Annotated in this window: 18 protein-coding genes, 2 pseudogenes and 1 riboswitch; of the genes and pseudogenes, 10 read left to right on the top strand and 10 right to left on the bottom strand. The window is 50.4% G+C overall.

Going from position 1 to position 22062, the window contains the following annotated elements; genetic code table 11:
* Nucleotides 1-27: 27 nt before the first annotated feature.
* The 3 genes and pseudogenes from rbp to AC9UG7_RS07890 form a co-directional block, all read right to left on the bottom strand.
* Nucleotides 28-369 (bottom strand): annotated as a pseudogene (gene rbp, locus AC9UG7_RS07900) (RNA-binding regulator); the annotation flags it as partial.
* Between the two features lie 210 nt (nucleotides 370-579).
* On the bottom strand, nucleotides 580-1782 hold the full coding sequence (locus AC9UG7_RS07895; protein WP_509586319.1) for an ammonium transporter: 1203 nt from the start codon (nucleotides 1780-1782) through the stop codon (nucleotides 580-582).
* A 47-nt stretch (nucleotides 1783-1829) separates the two neighbouring features.
* On the bottom strand, nucleotides 1830-2057 hold the full coding sequence (locus AC9UG7_RS07890) for a hypothetical protein (protein ID WP_509586317.1): 228 nt from the start codon (nucleotides 2055-2057) through the stop codon (nucleotides 1830-1832).
* Here AC9UG7_RS07890 and metX point away from each other — a divergent pair.
* The 3 genes from metX to AC9UG7_RS07875 are packed head-to-tail and all read left to right on the top strand — an operon-like array spanning nucleotide 2056 to nucleotide 4654.
* Nucleotides 2056-3192: a homoserine O-succinyltransferase MetX gene (gene metX / locus AC9UG7_RS07885; protein WP_509586315.1), complete on the top strand. Its 1137-nt coding sequence runs from the start codon at nucleotides 2056-2058 to the stop codon at nucleotides 3190-3192. The genes AC9UG7_RS07890 and metX overlap by 2 nt on opposite strands.
* A complete protein-coding gene (gene metW, locus AC9UG7_RS07880; protein ID WP_509586313.1) occupies nucleotides 3189-3797 on the top strand; it encodes a methionine biosynthesis protein MetW in 609 nt (202 codons plus the stop codon). The genes metX and metW overlap by 4 nt, the downstream gene beginning before the upstream one ends.
* Nucleotides 3794-4654: an alpha/beta hydrolase gene (locus AC9UG7_RS07875; protein ID WP_509586311.1), complete on the top strand. Its 861-nt coding sequence runs from the start codon at nucleotides 3794-3796 to the stop codon at nucleotides 4652-4654. Before metW ends, AC9UG7_RS07875 begins: the two co-directional genes overlap by 4 nt.
* A gap of 31 nt (nucleotides 4655-4685) precedes the next feature.
* Here AC9UG7_RS07875 and AC9UG7_RS07870 read toward each other — a convergent pair whose 3' ends face one another.
* Nucleotides 4686-5399: a 16S rRNA (uracil(1498)-N(3))-methyltransferase gene (locus tag AC9UG7_RS07870; protein WP_509586309.1), complete on the bottom strand. Its 714-nt coding sequence runs from the start codon at nucleotides 5397-5399 to the stop codon at nucleotides 4686-4688.
* 5 nt (nucleotides 5400-5404) lie between these two features.
* The gene (locus AC9UG7_RS07865) at nucleotides 5405-6523 is read right to left on the bottom strand and encodes an aminoglycoside phosphotransferase family protein (protein WP_509586307.1); all 1119 of its coding nucleotides are present in this window, start codon (nucleotides 6521-6523) and stop codon (nucleotides 5405-5407) included.
* Between AC9UG7_RS07865 and AC9UG7_RS07860 the strand changes: the two genes are divergently transcribed.
* The 3 genes from AC9UG7_RS07860 (at nucleotide 6522) to rsmA (ending at nucleotide 11256) form a co-directional block, all read left to right on the top strand.
* Nucleotides 6522-9065, top strand: a complete 2544-nt coding sequence (locus AC9UG7_RS07860) for an LPS-assembly protein LptD (protein WP_509586305.1) — start codon at nucleotides 6522-6524, stop codon at nucleotides 9063-9065. The genes AC9UG7_RS07865 and AC9UG7_RS07860 overlap by 2 nt on opposite strands.
* Before the next feature lie 64 nt (nucleotides 9066-9129).
* Nucleotides 9130-10461 (top strand): peptidylprolyl isomerase, encoded by a 1332-nt coding sequence (locus AC9UG7_RS07855; protein WP_509586303.1) that lies wholly within the window; start codon nucleotides 9130-9132, stop codon nucleotides 10459-10461.
* 15 nt (nucleotides 10462-10476) lie between these two features.
* Entirely contained in the window at nucleotides 10477-11256 is a 780-nt protein-coding gene (gene rsmA, locus AC9UG7_RS07850) for a 16S rRNA (adenine(1518)-N(6)/adenine(1519)-N(6))-dimethyltransferase RsmA (protein WP_509586301.1), read from the top strand.
* Nucleotides 11257-11312: 56 nt separating this feature from the next.
* On the opposite strand, the gene AC9UG7_RS07845 is transcribed toward rsmA, so the two are convergent.
* The 3 genes from AC9UG7_RS07845 to AC9UG7_RS07835 all read right to left on the bottom strand — a co-directional run bounded on the left by AC9UG7_RS07845 (nucleotide 11313) and on the right by AC9UG7_RS07835 (nucleotide 15156).
* Entirely contained in the window at nucleotides 11313-12920 is a 1608-nt protein-coding gene (locus AC9UG7_RS07845) for a class I adenylate-forming enzyme family protein (RefSeq protein WP_509586299.1), read from the bottom strand.
* 66 nt (nucleotides 12921-12986) lie between these two features.
* Nucleotides 12987-14819, bottom strand: a complete 1833-nt coding sequence (locus AC9UG7_RS07840; protein WP_509586297.1) for a phosphoenolpyruvate carboxykinase (GTP) — start codon at nucleotides 14817-14819, stop codon at nucleotides 12987-12989.
* Between the two features lie 202 nt (nucleotides 14820-15021).
* On the bottom strand, nucleotides 15022-15156 hold the full coding sequence (locus tag AC9UG7_RS07835) for a hypothetical protein (RefSeq protein WP_509586295.1): 135 nt from the start codon (nucleotides 15154-15156) through the stop codon (nucleotides 15022-15024).
* Between the two features lie 141 nt (nucleotides 15157-15297).
* Here AC9UG7_RS07835 and AC9UG7_RS07830 point away from each other — a divergent pair, with 141 nt between their 5' ends.
* Entirely contained in the window at nucleotides 15298-16392 is a 1095-nt protein-coding gene (locus AC9UG7_RS07830) for a homocysteine S-methyltransferase family protein (RefSeq protein WP_509586320.1), read from the top strand.
* A 113-nt stretch (nucleotides 16393-16505) separates the two neighbouring features.
* On the opposite strand, the gene pgi is transcribed toward AC9UG7_RS07830, so the two are convergent.
* Nucleotides 16506-18101, bottom strand: a complete 1596-nt coding sequence (pgi, locus tag AC9UG7_RS07825; RefSeq protein ID WP_509586293.1) for a glucose-6-phosphate isomerase — start codon at nucleotides 18099-18101, stop codon at nucleotides 16506-16508.
* A gap of 60 nt (nucleotides 18102-18161) precedes the next feature.
* Nucleotides 18162-18233, top strand: a riboswitch (S-adenosyl-L-homocysteine riboswitch).
* Between the two features lie 21 nt (nucleotides 18234-18254).
* Here pgi and metH point away from each other — a divergent pair.
* The 3 genes from metH to AC9UG7_RS07810 all read left to right on the top strand — a co-directional run bounded on the left by metH (nucleotide 18255) and on the right by AC9UG7_RS07810 (nucleotide 21818).
* Nucleotides 18255-21101 (top strand): methionine synthase, encoded by a 2847-nt coding sequence (gene metH / locus AC9UG7_RS07820; protein WP_509586291.1) that lies wholly within the window; start codon nucleotides 18255-18257, stop codon nucleotides 21099-21101.
* Nucleotides 21102-21203: 102 nt separating this feature from the next.
* Nucleotides 21204-21485, top strand: coding sequence for a type II toxin-antitoxin system RelE/ParE family toxin (locus AC9UG7_RS07815; protein ID WP_509586289.1), 282 nt, complete (start codon nucleotides 21204-21206; stop codon nucleotides 21483-21485).
* A gap of 12 nt (nucleotides 21486-21497) precedes the next feature.
* Nucleotides 21498-21818, top strand: coding sequence for a HigA family addiction module antitoxin (locus AC9UG7_RS07810; protein ID WP_509586287.1), 321 nt, complete (start codon nucleotides 21498-21500; stop codon nucleotides 21816-21818).
* Nucleotides 21819-21921: 103 nt separating this feature from the next.
* Here AC9UG7_RS07810 and AC9UG7_RS07805 read toward each other — a convergent pair.
* Nucleotides 21922-22062, bottom strand: a pseudogene (locus tag AC9UG7_RS07805) (ammonium transporter); the annotation flags it as partial.

The raw sequence follows: 22062 nt of genomic DNA, 5'->3' as shown, positions 1-22062 counted from the left end.
GCAGCGTCAGATGTGTATAAGAGACAGGCCATAACCACCACCGCCGCCGCCGCCGCCATAACCGCCACCGCCGCCGCCATAACCGCCACCACCACCGCCACCACTGCGTGGGGGGCGCGGCTCCATAGGACGTGCTTCATTGACCACCAGGCTGCGACCACCCAAAGGTTGACCGTTCATGCCGCTGATGGCCGCTTGGGCCTCAGCATCAGAAGCCATTTCCACGAAACCAAAGCCTTTAGAACGACCTGTGTCTCGCTCCATCATGACTTTGGCACTGGTGACAGTGCCGAATTGACCAAAAGATTGTTCCAGATCGCCATCGCGAACGGAATAAGGCAGATTGCCAACGTACAGTTTGTTGCCCATTCAGGGACTCCATAAAAACGAATAAAAAAGCGATGGAGTCCCGATTGCACCTGTCCACGAAAGTCAAGAAGCGAAACTAACCTATCACCCGCACACTGCGCACTTACTCGAAAGTGAGTGACAGTTATTACCATTATTAAACATATTGGGGATAAACGAACAGGTATTTACACCCAGTAAATGCATGAAAACCCTAAAAAACGACAATATTCACCAACTTGTCTCACGGTCAGGACTGGAACTGATCTTATGAATACTCATATCTGCGCCCTCGAACTCTTCTTCTTGGCTTAGCCGCAGACCCCAAATCCATTTGATCAAGGCGTATAAAAAGTAGGAGCTGAGAAAAGCCCAGACAACACCTGCCAAAGTTCCGATCGCTTGAGCAGTCAAACTGACGCCTCCTATGCCGCCTAGCGTTGTACTGCCAAAAATACCTGCCGCCAAACCGCCCCAAGTCCCACATAAACCGTGTAAGGGCCAGACACCTAAGACATCATCGATCTTCCAGCGGTTTTGGGTGAGCGTGAACATATAAACAAATAAAGCGCCTGCGACAGCGCCCACCATCAAGGCGCCAATAGGATGCATCACATCAGAACCTGCACAAACGGCAACCAAACCAGCAAGGGGGCCGTTATGCACAAACCCTGGATCATTTTTCCCCAGCCACAACGCGGCCAGCGTACCGCCGACCATGGCCATCAAACTATTGACGGCCACCAGCCCAGAAATTTTGTCTAAGGTTTGAGCGCTCATGACATTAAAGCCAAACCAGCCTGCGCATAAAACCCATGCACCTAAAGCCAGAAAAGGAATACTAGAAGGGGGGTGAGCCGAAATGGCGCCGTCTTTGCGATAGCGATTGCTGCGTGCGCCCAGCAAAATTACGGCAGGCAGGGCAATCCAACCACCAACCGCATGCACAACGACGGAGCCGGCGAAATCATGGAACTCTGCACCTGTTTTGCTCAAAAGCCAAGCCTGAAAACCGAAATGCTGGTTCCATACCATGCCCTCATACAGTGGATAAATCAAACCAACAATCACTGCGGTGGCTATCAGCTGAGGAAAAAAACGGGCACGTTCGGCGATACCGCCTGAAACAATCGCAGGGATGGCAGCAGCAAAGGTCAGCAGAAAGAAAAACTTCACCAAGTCATAGCCGTTACGCTCGGACAGTACCGATGCATTCACCCAAAAATCGGTGCCATACGCTACGGAGTAACCAAGCAAAAAATAAACAACAGTAGAAATACTGAAATCAACCAGTATCTTCACTAAAGCATTGACCTGATTTTTTTGTCGCACAGTACCAAGTTCTAAAAATGCAAAACCTGCATGCATGGCAAATACCATCACAGCGCCAAGTAAGATGAACAAAGCGTCTGCGCCCTGTTTAAGTGCGTCCATGCTCGCTCCTGGTGAAATATGAACAAAAAAGGGCATATTTAAACGAATTATGCCCGCGCACCAACTTGAAGCAAATAACGCACCAAAGCGGTAGCTGCGATGCTGATTAAAAAAATAGCAAATGGGAAAAATGAAGAAGTGAAGTCAAAAATGTACGCTTGGTTATACTCATGAAAAGACAGCGCCGATTTGCCATCGCTTGCGGGCGCTTTAACAAGTACAGCTAAACACGTCATGCCAACCGCTTGCGTTTTTAGCAATGCCGGAACAGTCATGCCATTGATAGTTACACCACAAACCATGCAATTTGACCAACCCTTGCCGCTCAAGAGTGGTGGACGTTTGTCAAATTACCATTTGGTTTATGAAACATATGGCGAGTTAAATGCAGAAAAAAACAACGCAGTGTTGATCTGTCATGCGCTGAATGCATCACACCATGTGGCGGGAAGTTATCAAAATATCGGTAAAAGCGAAGGTTGGTGGGACAACATGATTGGACCAGGCAAACCAGTGGATACCAACCGGTTTTTTGTCATTGGCGTCAACAATCCAGGATCCTGCTTTGGTTCAACAGGCCCCATGCACACCAACCCCCTCACTGGAAAGACGTATGGCGCAGATTTTCCTGTTGTCACAGTAGAAGATTGGGTGAACGTACAAGCACGTTTGCTAGATGTATTGGGCATTGATCAGTTGGCTGCAGTCATGGGAGGCAGTCTGGGTGGTATGCAGGCGCTAAGTTGGAGTTTGCAGTACCCAGACCGTGTCAGGCATGCTGTGGTGATAGCAAGTGCACCCAATTTGAATGCTGAAAATATTGCATTCAATGAAGTGGCGCGACGTGCCATCACCACGGACCCTGATTTCCATGAGGGTCATTTTTATGAGCATAAAGTGGTTCCCAAAAGAGGATTACGTATTGCGCGCATGCTGGGGCACATCACCTATTTAAGTGACGATGTGATGAACATAAAATTTGGACGAACACTGCAAAGTGGCGAAGCATTCAAATACAGCACTTTGGACATTGAATTTCAAATAGAGAGTTATTTGCGGTACCAAGGTGAAAAATTTAGCGACTACTTCGATGCCAATTCTTATTTACTCATCACCCGCGCTCTGGATTACTTTGACCCCGCCAAAGAATTTGATCACAACTTGAGCGCGGCGCTGGCGCAGGCCAAGGCGAAATTCTTGATGGTGAGTTTCACCACCGACTGGCGCTTTGCACCTGCAAGAAGCCGAGAAATGGTTCAAGCATTGATCAACAATCAACGCGATGTCAGTTATGCAGAAATTGATGCGCCACACGGTCATGACGCATTTTTATTAGATGATCCGCGCTATCTCAATATTGTCCGTTTGTACTTTGAACGCATCAATAAAGCGGCGGGAGAGTGCATATGAGTAATAAAGCCGTGATACAAACATTGGCAGACATGGTTCCTTATGGCAGCAGAGTGCTGGATTTAGGATGCGGAGATGGCAGCTTACTGAGCTATTTACAAACAAACCGTGGATGTACCGGATACGGGGTAGAGATCAATGATGACAATATAGCCGCTTGTGTCAAACGAGGTGTGAACGTCATACAACTCAATTTAGATCAAGGACTCAGCATCTTTGCAGACCAAAGTTTTGATGTCGTGCTGCAAATTGATACGTTGCAAAACTTAAGAAATGCGGAAACCATGTTGATGGAAACCTTGAGAGTGGGAAAAATGGGCATCATTACATTTCCCAATTTTGCGCATTGGTTTAACAGGTGGAGTGTGCTGGCAGGACGCATGCCTGTGACTCGAAAAATGCCTTTCGAATGGTATGACACACCAAATATCCGCGTGGGTACTTTTGCCGACTTTCAAGCACTCACCCGAAAAAAGAAATTACACGTAAAAGCCTCTTTTGGTTTGAATGAAGAAAACATTGTGCGATGGATACCTAATCTCAGGGCAACAACCGCTGTCTTTCAACTGACGGCAGATAAACATGGGAACAAAAGAACACGATGACTGCACCTTATATTTTTAAACCTGACATAAAAAAAATAACGTTAGGTGAGAACACCATTGCTTTTTATGAGTGGCCCAAGCCGGTAAATACGCCCAAAGCACATGTGATCATGGTTCATGGCTTAGGTGAACACATGGGGCGATACACCCATGTAGCATTAGCGCTGAATCAAGCAGGTTATGCCGTTTCAGGGTATGACCATGTAGGCCATGGCTTATCCACAGGTGTTCGCGGCGACATGGCGGCATCTGGACAACTGGTCGATGACTTAAAGCGCGTCGTGATGATGCATAAGCAAGAAAATGCTTCCTCGCCACTGGTTTTATTGGGTCACAGCATGGGTGGTTTGGTGGTTCAAAGAGCCGTCGCAGACAACATACCGGGAGTCGATGCCATCATCATGAGCTCACCTGCGCTGGCTGCATTCACCAACCCCATACAAAAAATATTATTGGCAACTTTACCCAAATGGTTTCCCCATTTGCGTGTTGATAATGGATTGAAACTGAATTGGTTAGCCCGAGATGCCCAGGTGGTACGAGATTACAAGGAAGACAAACTGGTTCACAAACAAATTTCTGCTGGCTTGGCTTCTTGGATTATTCAGCAGGGGCTGCTAGCCGTAGCGCAAGCATCCGAATGGAAAATGCCAGCTTTATTACTTTACGCGGGACAAGACAAATTGGTCAATCCGCAAGGAAGTACAGCGTTTATAAAAAATGCTTCCACACATTACGTTCAAAGCCAATGTTTCAATGTCATGTACCACGAGATTTTCAATGATCCAGAAAAGCATTTGGTATTTCAAAAAATGATTCAATGGTTAGATAAACGATACAGTGAAAGTGAAATGTAAGAGTTTTAAATCAGGTTTAAAAAAAAGTAGCTCAAAGTAATTGGGCTAAAACAACGATGGCAGCAGTCTCGGCCCGCAAAGTCATAGGGCCGAGTGAGACGGCCTTGAAACCCATAGACAAAGCTTGAGCTTCTTCTTCAGGCGTCAATCCCCCTTCTGGACCGCTGAGCAATGTCAAATGGCTAGGCGGTATGAGCCACACATCACGCCAAGAAGGTAACCCGCTTGAAAGCGATAAAACCATGCGAAGACCAGGATTCGATGGCGGGGAAGTCAGCCAATCAGACCAAGAGACCGGAATATCAATCAGCGGCAATTGGTTTCGACCGCTTTGAGCGCAGGCTGATTGAGCGATACCCATCCAGTGTTGCTGCCTTTTGATGCCGCGCTCACCATGCAATTTCAACACCGTACGCTGAGTCATTAAGGGCGTGATGCGCGTCACACCCAACTCGGTGGCCTTTTCAATCAACCAATCCATGCGTTCATTGGCAGGCATGCCAATCACCAAATGGCTTTGACAAGCAGGGGGATAGTCTGTCGAATTAAAGGATAAAACCTTAACAGTCACGCTGTGTTTACCCATGTCTTCAATGATCGCGCGGTAAGACCCGCCTAGGCCATTGAACACATCTAGCAACATACCTGGTTGCATGCGCAACACTTGCACATGACGCGCCGCATCATCGCAAAGTCGGTAAACCTGCTCAGACTTTAAAGGCGAGTTGAAAAATACTCTAACCACCGCTGCTAAACCCGGCCAAAAGCAAAGCCAACGGCAGAACTTTGGCCCTCTATCTGGTCCAACAGACGTGACAATGGAAAGAGCTCACGGTATCTGCTGCAAGTGGCGCGCATATACCCTATGAAACGTGGCGTATCAGCCAAGTACTTAGCTTTTCCATCGCGCAAACTCAAACGGGCAAAAATACCAGCGACTTTGAGGTGGCGTTGCAGGCCCATCCATTCAACAGCTTTATAAAAAGCGCCAAAGTCACTGTGCCAATCCTCATGGTTTAAGTAGCCTGCTTTGCGGGCTTTTTCCCAGTACCGAACAGTCGTGTCCAAACAAAAATCTTCTTCCCAGCTGATAAAGGCATCACGCATTAAGCTGGCAATGTCGTAAGTCACGGGACCGTATACGGCGTCCTGAAAATCAAGAACACCTAAGCGCAAGTCATCGCCGTGGTCGGCCACCATCAGATTACGCGGCATGAAGTCGCGATGAACAAACACCATGGGGGACGCCAAGTTGAATGCAATCAGTTGCTCAAATACCAAGTGAAGCTTGTTGAGTTGTTCGTTGGATAGCGCATATTGCTTGTACTGAGAAACATACCATTCGGGAAACAAGTCTAGCTCTCGCCGCAGCAAAGCATGGTTGTAGGGCGGCAATAAACCCGGCGTGGAAGAAGATTGGAGCAATACCAAGGAGTCAGTGGCTTGGTTAAATAAAGATGACCGGGTGTCTGAATCGCAAGAGGACACCACTTGCATCATGGTTTGAGTGCCTAAATCTGCTAGCAGCATGAATCCATGTGCTTGATCCCAATCAAAGATCTGAGGAACCTTTAAACCTGCAGACGCAAATAAAGCGGCAATAGTGACAAAGGGCTGGCTGTTTTCTTTCTTGGGCGGCGCGTCCATCACTATCAAAGAGCGGTTTTTACCTATGACGCGAAAGTATCGCCTGAAACTCGCATCGGCGCTGGCTGTTTGCACACTTTCAGGGTAAAAATCATGCTGCAATGCATTGGTTTGTAACCAACGACAAAAGGCAAGCTCACGCTCAAGCTGGTCCCAGCCTAAGGCGTGGACAGCAGCGGAAACAGATAAAACAGCGCTGGAATCGGGCGGGGTTGTGCTCATGGATAATCTAAATTCTACAAACAGCGCTTTGACTGCGCCCGAAGCCCCCATGTGCCTGTCTTTTTCTTTGTTGAGGTGTTCACTCAGCGTTTGCTTATTAAGCGTTGTAGCAAGCTTGGCGCAAGCGCAAACACCATGGTTGACAACCACAGACGCTTTACAAAGTCTGGATCAATCTACCGAACCTTCCCATGATGCAGACGGCCGCCTTGAACCGACAAAGCCACTCGTACTTAAGCAGAGCAGTGATTTAAACAAAAACAATAACGTCACTGCGCAGCAAAAATTTCCAAGCTATATCCATGCACAAAGAATAGGCGGACGCAGCGATATTGACATTCAGATGCAAGGGGAGGTTGAAATTCGCCGTGGAAACACATTGATCAGAGCTGAACGGATAGATTATTACCAACCCAGCGACTTGGTAAAGGCGACGGGCAATGTCTATATCAACCGTGCCGGCAACCGTTTTACAGGCAGTGAGTTGGAAATGCAACTTGATGCAATGGATGGCTATATGTTAGACCCGACCTTTTTCTTTTTACGAGGCAATGGTGTGGGAAAAGCTGAACGTATGCAATTCTTGAATGACAAAAAAGCCTATGCCACCCAAGCCACTTTCAGTACTTGCAAACGTAAACCTGGACCAGACTGGTTACCGGACTGGTTCATGAAAGCCGATCGGATCAGTTTTGACCAAGATGAAAATGAAGGTATCGCCACCAACGGTCAATTGATGTTTTACGGCGTGCCTATATTGGCTGCCCCTTATTTCAGTTTCCCGCTCAACAGTGAAAGACATTCCGGTTTTTTACCGCCCACCTTTTATATCAATAACCTGGGTGGCGTAGAGATGAGTCTTCCCTATTATTGGAATATTGCGCCCAACCGAGATATGACCATCACCACCACACCGATGACGCAGCGAGGTGTGCTGTTCAGCAATGAGTTCAGGTATTTGGAAAGAAAAGAACCGCAACCCCCTTTCAGGGGAGTAGCTCGCCTTGACGTGATGCCCACAGACGAGTTGCGACATACTTCAAGGTGGGGCGTGAGTTACCAGCACATGGGCCTACCCAATGCCACCCAGCCCATAGGCTTGACACTGAATATCAATCGCGTCAGCGACAGCAACTACTGGAAAGACTTCACAACCGTCCCAACCGATCCACTGGTTCAACGCGCACTGACGAACTCAGCCAGTGTTGGCTGGGCTTACGGCAGATGGTCAACCAGTTTCAGCGTGACCAAAATACAGACTTTACAAGGCACTGACGCCAGTACGGCAATTGCGCCTTCCTACGATAAATTGCCACAAATCAATGTCAATTATTTGCGCCCAGACATGGGCGGGTTTGATTGGACCGTCAACAGTGAATTGACCCACTTCACCGTTGACCGCAATTTTTACTGTTCATTTTATTCAAGCAGTGCTTATTGCTACCAGCCCAATGGTGTGCGCATGGTGGTGAACAACCAACTCAGCAGGCCTTTCATCACACCTTACGGATACATCACACCCAAGGTCTTGCTGAACGCGCGCCAATACCAGTACGACGAAACGTATTACGGGACTTTCAATAAGTCTGTAGGTACGGATACAAACGCCGTGGTGGTTCCATCGTTCAGCCTGGACACAGGCGCCACTTTGGAGAGGCCCATTTCCTTGATGGGATTGAATTGGGTACAAACCTTAGAACCACGGGGTTTTTATGTCAAAACACCTTACCGTTACCAAAGTGATTTACCGAATTTTGATACAGGCGCAAACGACTTCAATTTTGCTTCTGTATTTACCGAAAACACATTTTCAGGACAAGACCGGTTTTCTGATTCTCATACATTGACCTTGGGCGCGACCTCCAGATTCATTAACCCGAAAACGGGTGCTGAAGGCGCCAGATTTGGACTGGCACAGCGCTACAGGTTCAGTGACCAGAACGTGCAATTGACGCCAACTACATCTGCATCAAAAAGCGGAAACAGTGACATATTGGCTGGTGCCAGCATGTATTTGACGCCTCGCATCACACTCGATAGCTTATTGGATTACAACAATGAAGACAATCGCACAGAAAGAAAATCTTTTGGGGTGCGATACAACCCCAGTGGCTACCGTGTGGTCAATGCGTCCTACCGTTACCAACGCGAGTCATCCGAAGTGGTTGATGTAAGCTGGCAGTGGCCAATCAATGACTTGTGGCGCGATTACGGCGTAGACAAACAGCAAGGTCAAGGATTGGGCGCAGGCAAACTCTACAGCATAGGCAAATTGAACTTCAGCTTATTGGAACAAAGGCTGGTTGAATCTATGTTCGGCGTGGAATACGATGCAGGATGCTGGGTCAGCCGATTTGCATTGCAACGCACACAACTGACATTGTCAACGGCCACGACCAGTTTGATGTTCCAATTGGAATTCAATGACTTTTCCCGCCTTGGGGTTGGCAGCATGAACTCAGCCAAAGAAAATATTTCCCGTTATCAGAATCTGCGTGAATCCTTCAGGTTTTCACCCAGCCCATTTGCTCAATATGATTGACCCTATGTGTCCAGCTTTTCGTTTTACTATGCGAGTATTTTGTCTTGTTTGTTTGTCAGCAACCGTGTTGTGCGCGAACGCACAATTGGTTAAACCGGTTTCTCCCAATGGTTCTTCTGAGCGTTTGAATTTGCGCAGGCCCTCAGGCTTGATCACCATTGAGCCATTGGACGACGTACTCAAATCATTAGACTATATTGTCGCTGTCGTGGATAACGAGCCCATCACCAATTTAGAGGTGAATAATTTGGCATCTATGGTGGACCCGGCCGCCAATAAGATCGGGCGTGAAAATTTATTGCGCGAAGCACTGGAAAATCTGATCAATGAATCTGCGCAGTTACAAATTGCAAGACAAATCAATATTCAAATTTCTCCAGAAGAATTGCAACTGGCTATAAACAACACGGCACAGCGCAACCAAATTACGGTTGAAGAAATGAAAAATCGTCTGATGTCTCAAGGCATTGGATGGGAGCGGTACCGTAACCAGATTAAACGTCAATTGATGTTGCAACGGGTACGTGAGAGAGAGGTAACGAGCCGCATCAAAATCCAAGACCAAGAGGTTGAGGCGTTCTTACTGGAAAGCAGCAAGGCCGAGGATACCAGCAAGTCAGATATTCATATTGCACATATCTTGATTGCCTTGCCAGACAAGGCCGATGCCAGTGAAGTCACACAGGGATTCAACAAAGCCAACGAGTTATTGCGACAAGCCAAATCAGGTGCTGATTTTGGAAAATTAGCCGCCGAGTTTTCACAAGCGCCAGATCGCGTCAATGGCGGCCAGCTTGGATTGCGCAGCCCAGACAGATACCCGACTTTGTTTGTGGAAGCGGTCATTCCCTTGGCCGTAGGTGGTTTGGCTGGCCCGATTCGGTCCGGCGCAGGGTTTCACATTTTGAAATTATTAGAGCGTAAATCAGCCAATGAATTACCTTCAACCCTGACGCAAACCCATGCCAGACATATTTTGTTGCGCCCCGGTAATCAGCTGAGCCAAGATGCGGCACGCGCACAGTTGGCAGGCTACAGAAAACAAATTGAAAACGGTAAAGCCAGTTTTGCAGAATTGGCCAAACTGTATTCTCAAGATGGAAGTGCGACTCAAGGCGGAGATTTGGGCTGGGCCAATCCTGGCACCATGGTGCCCGAGTTTGAAAAAGTCATGGACAGTTTGAACCCGGGCGAAATCAGTGATCCGCTGGTCTCACGGTTTGGTGTGCATTTGATCGAAGTGTTAGAGCGACGAGAAGCGCCGTTGTCCATACGTGATAAACAAGACTTGGCACGCAATATTTTGCGTGAACGCAAGTTCGATGAAACCATGAAAAATTGGGAACGTGAAATGCGCGGCCGTGCTTACGTGGAATACCGTGACCCGCCACAATAAATACCTGCCAGACTGATGGCGCACCATCAGCCACGTAAACGCTTTGGTCAACATTTTTTGACCGACCACGCAGTCATAGATCAGATTGTCCAAACGATTTCGCCTGAGCCCGGCGACTGCATGGTGGAAATTGGTCCGGGACTGGCTGCCATGACGCAACCGCTGGTTGAACGTTTGGGTCATATGCATGTGATTGAATTAGACCGTGATTTGGCCAAGCGATTGCGTACGCATTCACAACTCACAGTCATTGAATCAGATGTGCTGAAGGTGGACTTCACTGAATTGTCAGCCAGCCTTAACCATCAGCGGTTGCGCGTCGTTGGTAACCTCCCCTACAACATTTCCACCCCCATTCTTTTTCATTTGTTATCGCATGTAGCTGTGGTCAAAGACCAGCACTTTATGTTGCAAAAAGAGGTGGTAGAGCGCATGGTGGCAGCACCTTCAACCGCACATTACGGTCGATTGAGCGTGATGTTGCAATGGCGCTATGACATGGAGATGGTGTTGCTGGTCAAACCCCAAGCGTTTGATCCGCCGCCAAGGGTTGACAGTGCGGTGGTACGCATGTGTCCGCACGCAAAGGTAACCTCCGTCAATGAGCAATTGCTGAGCGAGATGGTACAGGTTGCTTTCAGTCAGCGGCGTAAATTGCTCAGACATACCTTAGGAAAATGGTTGAACGAGCGTGGCTATGCGGGGGAATTTGATGTGCAACGTCGCGCCGAAGAAGTGCCGGTACAGCAATATGTGCTTCTCGCACAAACACTGGCTGGCATAAACACAGCGTGAAAAGCTTGGTCTGAAAAATAAGAATGATGAATCAGACGCGCCTCAATAACCTGTGCTTAACCAATCAATGAAGTCAACAATGTCTCTCGCATCTGGCGTTTCATTAATTTACCGTTGGCATTGCGTGGCAAGGGTTCGTTGCTGAAGGTGAAACTTTCAGGTACTTTTTCCGCAGACAAACGGGTGCTGCAAAAAAGTATCAATTCATCTGCGCTGGCTGCGTGGCGCAAACTCACAAACGCATGAACACGTTCACCCAATACAGGGCATGGTTTCCCGACAATGGCACATTCAGCCACGGCGGGATGCTGATACAAGGTATTTTCAACCTCAATGCCATATATTTTGTAACCGCCTCGGTTCAGCATATCCTTTTTGCGGTCCAGAATACGAACATAGCCTTGTGCATCCAAACTGCCGATATCACCTGATTTCCAGTAGCCATTGACAAACTCATTGGCCGTGGCTTGCGGGTTATTCCAGTAACCGGCAACCACCATAGGCCCTTTGATCCAGATCTCGCCTTGGTCACCAACGGGTACAGGGTGACCTTCGTCGTTCACCACCTGTATCTCGGCACAGACCACGGGTTGACCGACGGTGTCATGGTGACTCGCAGTCATGCCAGCAGGCATCATGGTGGCGGGCGATGTGGTTTCTGTTGCGCCGTAGCAATTCATCAGTAACAGATGGGGCAGCGTACGGGCCAAGGCTTCAATGCTGGCAACTGGCATAGGAGCGCCACCATAAGCGCCCACGCGCCAATGGTGGAGATCCATTTGCTCAAATTCAGGCTGTAACAGACACAGGTTGTACATGGCAGGCACCATGATGGTATGCGTCATTTTTTCCTGTTGTGCCACCTTTAAAAAATGCGCAGCTTTGAATGTAGGCAATATCACCAACGTGCCAGCCACATGCAATAAAGTTGTGACCAAGGCAACGAGCCCAGTGACATGGCTCAGCGGTACGGCGGCAATCGCGACAGCGTCTGCATCCAAGCCCATACCCAATTGGTAGTGGATACATGAATGCACTATCCCCAAGTGACTCAACATGGCGCCCTTTGGTTTTCCCGTGGTACCAGAGGTGTACAAAATGACAGCCGTGTCTTCTTCGCTCACGGCGGCAACCTTGGACAAAGGTGTGCTTGGCATCAGGCTGTAGAGGTCGATACTTTGTGGATAGTTTTCGACACTGACTTGCCACCGCATGTCGGGCAATGTTTCTTTGGCGGGCACCACAGAGGACAATGCAGCGTCGTGTACCAGCATGACTGCTGCGCAATGGGACAACATGTAATGGAGTCCAGGTGTTTGTTCCCGAATACTGAGGGGGACTGTGACAGCACCCAGGCGGGCAGCAGCCATCAAACACAGTACAAATTCGATGCGGTTGCTCAGAAGCAAAGCAATGCGATCACCCGTTCGCACCCCCAAGGTATGCCAACCCGCGGCCAGTTGTCCGACTTGCAGGTTCAACTCGCGGTAACTCAGACGCGTGTTGCCACAGACCAATGCGGTGCGATCCGGCTGGGAAAGCACAGCGTGTTCAAGCAAGCTGTGAAGGCTGTGTGGTCTATGGCTGAAACAACGCAGCGTACGTTGCGGCGAGAAGTGGTTTTCCCATTGTTGCTGCTCAGCACTTACATCCGACATACGCATGTGAATATTTTCAGTTGAATCGTATAAACAAAAACAGGCTCAACCGTTTAGAAACAAGGCTTGTGATCAAGCTTCTAAGCGCAGAGACAAGGCGTTTTTGGTTTCGGTCAACGCATTAGGCAAGTGATAAGCCAATTGCGTGAATAACACCTCATGCAATTTCAATTCCTCCTGCCATGCAGCTTTGTCGATATGTGTGACGGCTTGGAATTGGGCTGCGCTAAACGCTAACCCTGTCCAATTGATTTCTTCGTAAACCGGGCTGATGCCAAATACATTTTCCCGTCCCTTGGCCGCGCCTTCAATGCGATCGATCATCCATTTGAGAACACGCATGTTTTCGCCATAACCCGGCCAGACAAACTTTCCGTCGTCGCCTTTGCGAAACCAGTTCACGCAAAAAATGGCAGGCAATTGCGCACCTTGGGAGGTCAGCTGCTCGCCCATGTTGAGCCAATGTTGAAAATAATCGCTCATGTTGTAGCCCATGAACGGCAGCATGGCAAAAGGATCGCGTCGAACCACACCTTGCTGACCGGCTGCTGCTGCCGTGGTTTCTGAGCCCATGGTCGCCGCCATGTAAACACCTTCGGTCCAATTACGCGCTTGCGTGACCAAGGGGACGGTGGTCGAGCGACGCCCGCCGAAGATAAACGCATCAAGCTTGACGCCGTTGGCATCGTCCCAAGCGTTGTCCAACGCAGGGTTATTGGTGGCAGCCACAGTAAAACGTGCGTTTGGGTGCGCTGCCTTGGCACCGGTTTCCTTGGCAATCGCTGGCGTCCAATCTCTGCCTTGCCAGTCAATCAAGTGATCGGGCAAATGGCCGCTGTCTTTTTCCATGCCTTCCCACCATACGTCGCCGTCATCGGTCAAAGCCACATTGGTGAAAATCACGTTTTTGTCGAGGCTGGCCATGCAATTGGGGTTGGTGTGGAAATTGGTACCAGGTGCAACGCCGAAATAGCCAGCTTCGGGATTGATGGCGCGGAGTTCGCCGTGGGGACTCGGCTTGATCCAGGCGATATCGTCGCCAATGGTTGTGACCTTCCAGCCGTCAAAACCAGCGGGAGGAACCAGCATGGAGAAATTGGTTTTTCCGCAAGCGCTAGGAAAAGCAGCGGCGACATGGTATTTTTTGCCTTGTGGGCTGGTCAAACCCAGAATCAGCATGTGTTCTGCCAGCCATCCCTGGTCGCGACCCATGTTGGAGGCGATGCGCAGCGCAAAACATTTTTTCCCAAGCAGTGCATTACCGCCATAACCCGAGCCATATGACCAGATTTCGCGGGTTTGTGGGTAATGCACGATGTATTTGGTGCTGTTGCAAGGCCAAGGAACGTCTTTTTGTCCGGCGCTCAAAGGTGCGCCTACCGTGTGAACACACGGGACGAAATCGCCGTCTTCGCCCAAAATGTCAAACACAGCCCGACCCATGCGGGTCATGATGCGTTGGTTAACCGCGACATAAGCACTGTCGGACAGTTCAATGCCAATGTGTGCGATGGGAGAACCCAGCGGACCCATGCTGAACGGGACCACGTACATGGTGCGTCCTTTCATGCAGCCGTCAAACAAGGGCTTCAGGGTGCGGCGCATCTCGTCCGGTGCCATCCAATTGTTGGTGGGACCCGCTTCATCCTTTTTCTCGGAACAAATGTAAGTGCGATCTTCTACCCGAGCCACGTCGCTAGGGTCAGAGCAGGCCAGAAAAGAATTCGGACGTTTGGCCGGATTGAGTTTTTGGAAGGTGCCTGCATCAACCAATTGCTGGCATAAGCGCTGGTACTCTTCTTGGCTGCCGTCGCACCAATAGACGTGTTCTGGTTTGCACAAGGCAACCATGTCGTCGACCCAGGTTTTGAGCCGTGTGTGCTTGACATAAGCGGGTGAATTCATCTGACACTCCTCATTCAAAAAATTAAGGCCAGCATCCCGCTTCGAGGTGCTGACCTCAATCCTTTGATTGAGAACGGGGATGGTATTTTAGGAATGTTTTTGCTAGGGATTTAGCTCGGAGGTCCCCAAAGTACCTGTATGTAAAAAAACGCCCACAGGCGTTTTAAAAAAATGAAATGTATTTTCGAATAGTTGAAAACAATCAAGCCATGAAGACAGCAATGAAAGCCAACATGAAAATAAGTAAAGCGCCGCCTATAGGCAAAACGATGGGCATCAAAGGGACAATCGACTCCACGACATCTGTGGAGTTTTCAGCAGGGTTATGTTCTGACATGGTGATACCTTGGGTTCATTACAGCTTTGTATTCTAAAACAATGGACCTGACCTTAAACTGTCAGTGAAAATACCGGTTTAAGCTTGCAAATAACCACCGTAGCTTTGCGCAAACTCTCAGTTTTGAAGGCCAACGATCAGATGACCACCACCGACCAAGTCCATTACACCCGTGGGGATGCCTTGCCCGCTATTTTGCAGCAGCGTATCGCCATTCTTGATGGCGCCATGGGCACCATGATTCAGCGGTTCAAACTTAACGAAGCCCAATACCGAGGCCAGGGTCACAGTGGCGCGGGCAGTCAATATGACCGTTTCAAGGACTTTCCCCGCGACGTTAAAGGCAATAACGAATTACTCAGCCTGACCCGACCAGACATCATTCGAGATATCCATGAAGGCTACCTGGCTGCCGGCGCAGACTTGATTGAAACAAACACCTTCGGCGCTACCACCATCGCCCAAGCCGATTACGACATGGCCGAACTGGCCATAGAAATGAACAAGGCCTCGGCACAGATCGCTCGCGCCGCTTGCGACAAGTTCTCTACACCTGAAAAACCCAGGTTTGCGGTTGGCGCACTGGGGCCGACCCCTAAAACCGCCAGTATCAGTCCGGATGTGAATGACCCTGGCGCGCGCAACATCCATTTCGAGGAATTAAGGGTGGCTTACCTCGAGCAGGTACAGGCGCTGGTCGAAGGCGGTGTAGATGTTTTATTGCTAGAAACCATTTTTGATACCTTGAATGCCAAAGCGGCGTTGTTTGCCATTGATGAGTTTTTTGAGGCCAGCGGTGAGCGGCTGCCGTTGATCATCAGCGGCACTGTCACAGATGCTTCTGGGCGTATATTGAGCGGTCAGACCGTGACCGCTTTTTGGCACAGTGTGCGGCACGCCAAGCCCTTGGCCATTGGGCTTAATTGCGCCTTGGGTGCGGCTTTGATGCGGCCGTATATCCAAGAATTGGCCAAGGTGGCGGGCGAGACTTTCATCAGTTGCTATCCGAATGCGGGTCTGCCCAATCCCATGAGCGACACAGGATTCGATGAAACGCCAGAAGTCACCAGCCGCTTACTGCATGAGTTCGCGGCAGAGGGCTTGGTCAATATCGTGGGCGGCTGTTGCGGCACCACGCCTGAACACATCAGCGCCATTGCACAGTCAGTGATGCCTTTGCAGCCGCGCGGTGTTCACGCTGGCGGGAGTTACAAGCAATTTGCTTTGGCCAAATGAAATGCGTGATGCACTAAGCGCCGTTGAATAAGACAAATAAACTGAAAACCTACTTTAAAAGGCAATAGCCTACAGGCATGGTCAAAAGCTCAAAAGCTCAAAAGCTCAAAAGCTCAATGGCTGGTATCGGTTTGCTCGATGGCCAAAGCCATGGTTTTGCCCAGTTCTACGCCCCACTGATCGAAAGCATTAATGCCCCAGATGGCGGCTTGACAAAATACTTTGTGTTCATACAGCGCAATGAGTGAGCCAAGGTTAAAAGGCGTCAAACGCTCCATCCACAAGGTGCTGCTTGGGCTGTTGCCCGCGAAACTGCGGTGCGGTACAAGGCTGGCGGCATGTGCTTCGCTCATGCCTTCGCTCAGCAATAACTGATGCGTCTGCGCATTGGTGCGACCGACAGCAAGAGCAAGCGCCTGGGCTTGCATATTGAGTAACACCATGTGTTGGTGTGCATGGGCATAAGGCAAATCGGTGTGAGACTGTCTAACGCCGATGAAGTCCACCGGCACCCTTTGGCTGCCTTGGTGAATCAACTGAAAGTAGGCATGTTGACCGTCATTGCCCAACCCGCCCCACAAAACCGGCGCGGTTGCAACCGTGCATTCACTGCCATCCATATGCACGCGTTTGCCATTGGATTCCATGTCTTGTTGCTGTAAAAAAGCCACCAATTTGCCCAGTGCAGAGTGGTAGGGCGCAATGTGATGGGTCGGCAGGCCTAAAAAGTTGCGGTTCCAAATACCAAGCAACGCCATCACCAAGGGCATGTTGTGCGCAGCTGGCGAGTGCAGAAAATGCGTATCCATGGCATGCGCGCCGGCAAGCATTTGCTGATAAGCATCTCGGCCGATGGCCACAACCAAAGGCAGCCCGATGGCGGACCACAGCGAATAACGGCCGCCCACCCAATCCCACAAACCAAAGCACTGGCTGGCAGAAATACCTTTGGCTATTGCCAGTGTGGGTTTGGATGTGACGGCAGCCAGATGATGGTGTCGTTCACTGTCAGGACAGCCGCCGTCTTTCAGCCAGCGTAATGCAGAATCCAACAGCAACATGGTTTCTGGCGTGCTGAATGACTTGCTTTGGACCACAAACAAGGTGCGTTCAGGAAGTAAATCTGACAATGTGTTTGCCAGACTCCAAGCGTCAACATTGGAGACGAAATGCAATCGCACAGGGTGCGTCGCCGTGCTGTCCCAGTGTGTCAGTGCTTCTGTGGCCATGCGCGGGCCCAAGTCTGAACCGCCAATGCCCAGATTCACCACATCGGTGATGGCTTCGCCTTGAAAGCCTAGGCACTCACCCGCGCGAAGTTGTTCGGCAAAACGGCAATACCGCTCAAGCTCAGCCGCGACGCCTGCTGAAATGTCTTTGCCCCATGGCGGGTCTTGCTGTGCGCTGCCTCGTAGCGCCACATGCAAAACTGCACGGTCTTCGGTGACATTGATTTTTTCACCACTGAACATGGCATGCGCTTGTGGCAGCACACCAGAATCTTCGGCCAGACCCATCAATGCTTGCATCACCTCGGCATTCACGCATTGGTAGGATGCGTCCAGGCGCAGTCCGGCCGCATTGAACTGCAAGCGTTGATGACGTTGTGTATCGTTGAGCAACTCGCGCAAATGCGCTGGCTTGGTTTCTGACAAGCGTTGCAGCACCAGCCATGAAGGCCGTAGCTCGGGTCGAATGAAATGGTTCATGGATAGCTAGTGTAAAACTGTGGCGGCAAGGGCTGGCGGCGCAGACCCTAGAATAGGGCATATCTCAAGGAGCGTTGCAGCTTCCCTCGAAGCCAGGCTTGGGACCATTTTTCGCAACGACGCTCACCTGTTTCGCATCCACCAGGTGAGTCCATGAATACCGTTGCCCGTACCGTTGCGCCCATGAAGTTGTCAGGCTTAGAGCCTGTTTTGATTTCTTCCAGCCAGCCAGGCCAAGAAAGCGGCGATGAGGCGCTCCAAGAACTTCTGATTGCGCAGCCCCAAGCTACGTTTGTCAACATCGGCGAGCGCACCAACGTCACCGGCTCCAAAGCCTTTGCTCGCATGATTTTGAACGGGGAGTATGAACAAGCATTGGCTGTCGCTCGCCAGCAAGTAGAGAACGGCGCACAAATTATTGACATCAACATGGACGAGGCCATGCTTGACAGCCAATCAGCCATGGTGAGGTTCTTGAATTTGATTGCGTCCGAGCCGGATATTGCACGCGTGCCCATCATGATCGACAGCTCCAAGTGGTCGGTGATCGAAGCCGGTTTGCGTTGCATTCAAGGCAAAGGCATTGTGAACTCCATCAGCATGAAAGAAGGCGTGGATGAATTCAAACGCCAGGCCAAGTTGATCAAGCGTTATGGTGCGGCGACGGTCGTGATGGCATTCGATGAGCAAGGCCAGGCCGATACATACGCACGAAAAATTGAAATTTGTGAACGCGCTTACCGCATATTGGTGGATGAAGTCGGATTTGCGCCGGAAGACATCATCTTCGATCCGAATATTTTCGCGATTGCTACCGGTATCGAGGAACACGACAACTATGCAGTGGATTTCATCGAGGCCACGCGCTGGATCAAACACCACCTGCCTGGCGCAAAGGTGAGCGGCGGTGTGTCAAATGTCTCATTCAGTTTTCGCGGCAATGACCCGGTGCGCGAAGCCATACATACCGTGTTTTTGTACCACGCGATTCAAGCGGGCATGGACATGGGCATTGTGAATGCAGGCATGGTCGGTGTGTACGACGACTTGGAACCGGTGTTGCGCGAGCGTGTGGAAGACGTGGTTTTAAATCGCACGCCGCACTACAAAGAAGGTCAAGAACATTTGAGCCCAGGCGAGCGATTGATAGAGATTGCAGACAACGCCAAAGGTGCTGCCCGCGACGACAGCACCAAACTGGCTTGGCGCGGTAGCGCCGAAGTGCCGATAACAGTAGCGCAACGCCTAAGCCATGCCTTGGTTCATGGCATCACTGATTTCATCACCGAGGACACCGAAGAGGCTTACCGCGACACACTGGCACAGGGTGGTCGGCCTTTGCATGTGATCGAAGGCCCGTTGATGGATGGCATGAACATCGTCGGTGATTTGTTTGGTCAAGGCAAGATGTTTTTACCTCAAGTGGTGAAAAGCGCGCGCGTGATGAAGCAAGCCGTTGCGCATTTGATTCCCTATATTGAAGAAGAAAAACGCCAGCAGGAAGCGGCTGGACAAGAAGTGAAAACAAAGGGCAAGATTGTGATTGCCACGGTCAAAGGCGATGTGCATGACATTGGTAAAAACATTGTCACTGTGGTGCTTCAGTGCAACAATTTTGACGTGGTTAATATGGGCGTGATGGTGCCTTGTCATGAAATTTTGGCCAGGGCCAAGGTAGAGGGCGCTGACATCATTGGCTTGTCTGGCCTCATCACGCCTAGCTTGGAAGAGATGCAATATGTCGCCAGTGAGATGCAAAAGGACGACCATTTCCGCATGCGAAAGATTCCTTTGTTGATCGGTGGCGCTACGTGTAGCCGCGTGCATACGGCGGTGAAAATTGCGCCGCATTACGAAGGGCCGGTGGTGTATGTGCCCGACGCATCGCGCAGCGTCGGTGTAGCACAAGGATTGCTCAGCGAGCAGGCGGCGCAATACATTGAAGAGCTGAACATCGACTATGCCAAGGTGCGCGAGCAGCACGCGAACAAAAAACAAACCCCGCTGCTGCCCTTGGCTAAAGCACGGTCCAATGCACCTTGGATGGACTGGGCGTCTTACACCATAGCCAGCCCGCGCTTCATTGGCAAACGGGTGTTCAAAAACTTTGATTTGGCAGAACTGGAAAGCTATATTGACTGGGGCCCGTTTTTCCAGACCTGGGATTTGGCTGGGCCGTTTCCTGCGATATTGAAAGATGAAGTGGTCGGCACTGAAGCGCAGCGTGTGTTCAGCGACGGCAAGCGCATGTTGAAACGCTTAGTGGAGGGGCGCTGGTTGAATGCGCACGGCGTGGTCGGTTTGTATCCAGCCAACAGTGTCGGGGACGATATTGTGTTGTGGAGCGATGAGACACGAACGCAGCGTGTACTTGCTTGGCATGGACTGCGTCAGCAAACCGAAAAACCGATACACGGTGGCGTGCAAAACCCGAACCGTTGTTTGTCAGACTTCGTCGCACCGTTCACAGATGCAAACGGCAACCCCACCGGTTACAAGGACTACGTGGGCTTGTTTGCGGTAACTTCTGGCGTGGGCGTTGATGCCAAAGAGAAATACTTCATGGACGACCATGACGATTACAGCGCCATCATGCTCAAAGCGTTGGCCGATCGTTTGGCCGAAGCGTTTGCCGAATGTATGCACGCTCGTGTCAGGCGTGACCTGTGGGGCTATGCATCAGATGAGCACCTGAGCAATGAAGAGTTGATCAAAGAAAAATACCAAGGCATACGTCCCGCGCCCGGATACCCCGCCTGCCCCGACCACAGTGTGAAAAAGCAGATGTTCGATTTGCTGCAATGCCAAGATATTGGCATGACTCTTACCGAAAGCCTGGCCATGACGCCGGCCGCCAGCGTCAGCGGTTTTTACTTGGCCCACCCAGAGGCCAAGTACTTCAACGTGGGCCGCATTGGTGACGATCAAGTGCACGACTTGTCACAACGGCAAGGCGTGTCTGACAAAGATTTGCTGAGGTTGCTCGCACCGAATTTGTAACTTGGATCGGCGAGTTGCTGGTCCTGTCTTTGCATGCCATGGAAAGCGTAAATAACAAATGGCATGGCTTGACTTTAATAACGAGCGTCGTTATTATTCTCCATGATTCAAAGTTTTCAATGCAGCGACACAGCGGCTTTGTTTGCGGGCAAGCGCATTGCTCGGTTTGTTAACTTTGAAGCTGTGGCGCTGCGCAAGTTACAACAGTTGAATGCCGCGACTGCGTTGGAATTCTTGCGCGTGCCGCCAGGCAATATGTTGGAAGCTTTGAAAGGTAACCGCCGTGGCCAGCACAGCATACGCATCAATAGCCAGTGGCGTGTGTGTTTTGTGTGGCTGGAAGGCGGACACGCCGACCGCGTTGAGATTGTTGATTACCACTGAAGGAGCGAAGATATGCCTCGCGAAGTTCCCTTGATACACCCCGGCACGATCTTGCTGGAAGACTGGCTCAAACCCATGGGGATCAGCCAGTACGCGCTTGCCAAAGCCATTGACGTGCCTCCCCGGCGCATCAATGAAATTGTCAAAGGATTGCGCGGCATCACCGTGGACACGGCCTTGCGCCTGAGCGTGTTCTTTGGCACCGATGCGCAAAGTTGGGTCAATTTGCAAACCCACTACGACACGGAAAATGCCCGCGTTGCCATGGCTGGTGTATTGGGTCGCATCGTGCCGCGTGAACTTGCTGAAGCTGACGATAGCGCCCATGCGTAGGCTGTCTTGCTGGAACACGCTGACTTCACCATAAGTCGGGAAAAAAAACCACCCGGCTTTCACCGGGTGGTTGTCAGTAGCGTTAGTTATGCTCTAAATGCAGTTATCTGTGGTAAGCGGTTTCGCCGTGACTGCTAATGTCCAAACCTTCGCGTTCTTCTTCTTCGCTGACGCGCAGACCCAGCACCAAGTCAACCAATTTGTAAGCAATCAAAGACACCACGCCAGACCAGATGATGGTGGT

This window comes from Limnohabitans sp. (assembly GCF_046052765.1).
GTDB lineage: Bacteria > Pseudomonadota > Gammaproteobacteria > Burkholderiales > Burkholderiaceae_C > Limnohabitans.
This window is presented reverse-complemented; position numbering and strand designations above follow the sequence as displayed.

Excerpts from the sequence above, each read along its gene's own strand:
- AC9UG7_RS07840 (WP_509586297.1), bottom strand. The coding sequence starts at position 14,819 with ATGAATTCACCCGCTTATGTCAAGCACACACGGCTCAAAACCTGGGTC.
- metW (WP_509586313.1), top strand. The coding sequence starts at position 3,189 with ATGAGTAATAAAGCCGTGATACAAACATTGGCAGACATGGTTCCTTAT.
- AC9UG7_RS07895 (WP_509586319.1), bottom strand. The coding sequence starts at position 1,782 with ATGGACGCACTTAAACAGGGCGCAGACGCTTTGTTCATCTTACTTGGC.
- AC9UG7_RS07835 (WP_509586295.1), bottom strand. The coding sequence starts at position 15,156 with ATGTCAGAACATAACCCTGCTGAAAACTCCACAGATGTCGTGGAGTCG.
- metH (WP_509586291.1), top strand. The coding sequence starts at position 18,255 with ATGAATACCGTTGCCCGTACCGTTGCGCCCATGAAGTTGTCAGGCTTA.
- AC9UG7_RS07830 (WP_509586320.1), top strand. The coding sequence starts at position 15,298 with ATGACCACCACCGACCAAGTCCATTACACCCGTGGGGATGCCTTGCCC.
- AC9UG7_RS07810 (WP_509586287.1), top strand. The coding sequence starts at position 21,498 with ATGCCTCGCGAAGTTCCCTTGATACACCCCGGCACGATCTTGCTGGAA.
- AC9UG7_RS07860 (WP_509586305.1), top strand. The coding sequence starts at position 6,522 with ATGGATAATCTAAATTCTACAAACAGCGCTTTGACTGCGCCCGAAGCC.
- AC9UG7_RS07845 (WP_509586299.1), bottom strand. The coding sequence starts at position 12,920 with ATGCGTATGTCGGATGTAAGTGCTGAGCAGCAACAATGGGAAAACCAC.
- pgi (WP_509586293.1), bottom strand. The coding sequence starts at position 18,101 with ATGAACCATTTCATTCGACCCGAGCTACGGCCTTCATGGCTGGTGCTG.
- AC9UG7_RS07890 (WP_509586317.1), bottom strand. The coding sequence starts at position 2,057 with ATGACTGTTCCGGCATTGCTAAAAACGCAAGCGGTTGGCATGACGTGT.
- AC9UG7_RS07865 (WP_509586307.1), bottom strand. The coding sequence starts at position 6,523 with ATGAGCACAACCCCGCCCGATTCCAGCGCTGTTTTATCTGTTTCCGCT.
- AC9UG7_RS07875 (WP_509586311.1), top strand. The coding sequence starts at position 3,794 with ATGACTGCACCTTATATTTTTAAACCTGACATAAAAAAAATAACGTTA.
- AC9UG7_RS07815 (WP_509586289.1), top strand. The coding sequence starts at position 21,204 with ATGATTCAAAGTTTTCAATGCAGCGACACAGCGGCTTTGTTTGCGGGC.
- rsmA (WP_509586301.1), top strand. The coding sequence starts at position 10,477 with ATGGCGCACCATCAGCCACGTAAACGCTTTGGTCAACATTTTTTGACC.
- metX (WP_509586315.1), top strand. The coding sequence starts at position 2,056 with ATGCCATTGATAGTTACACCACAAACCATGCAATTTGACCAACCCTTG.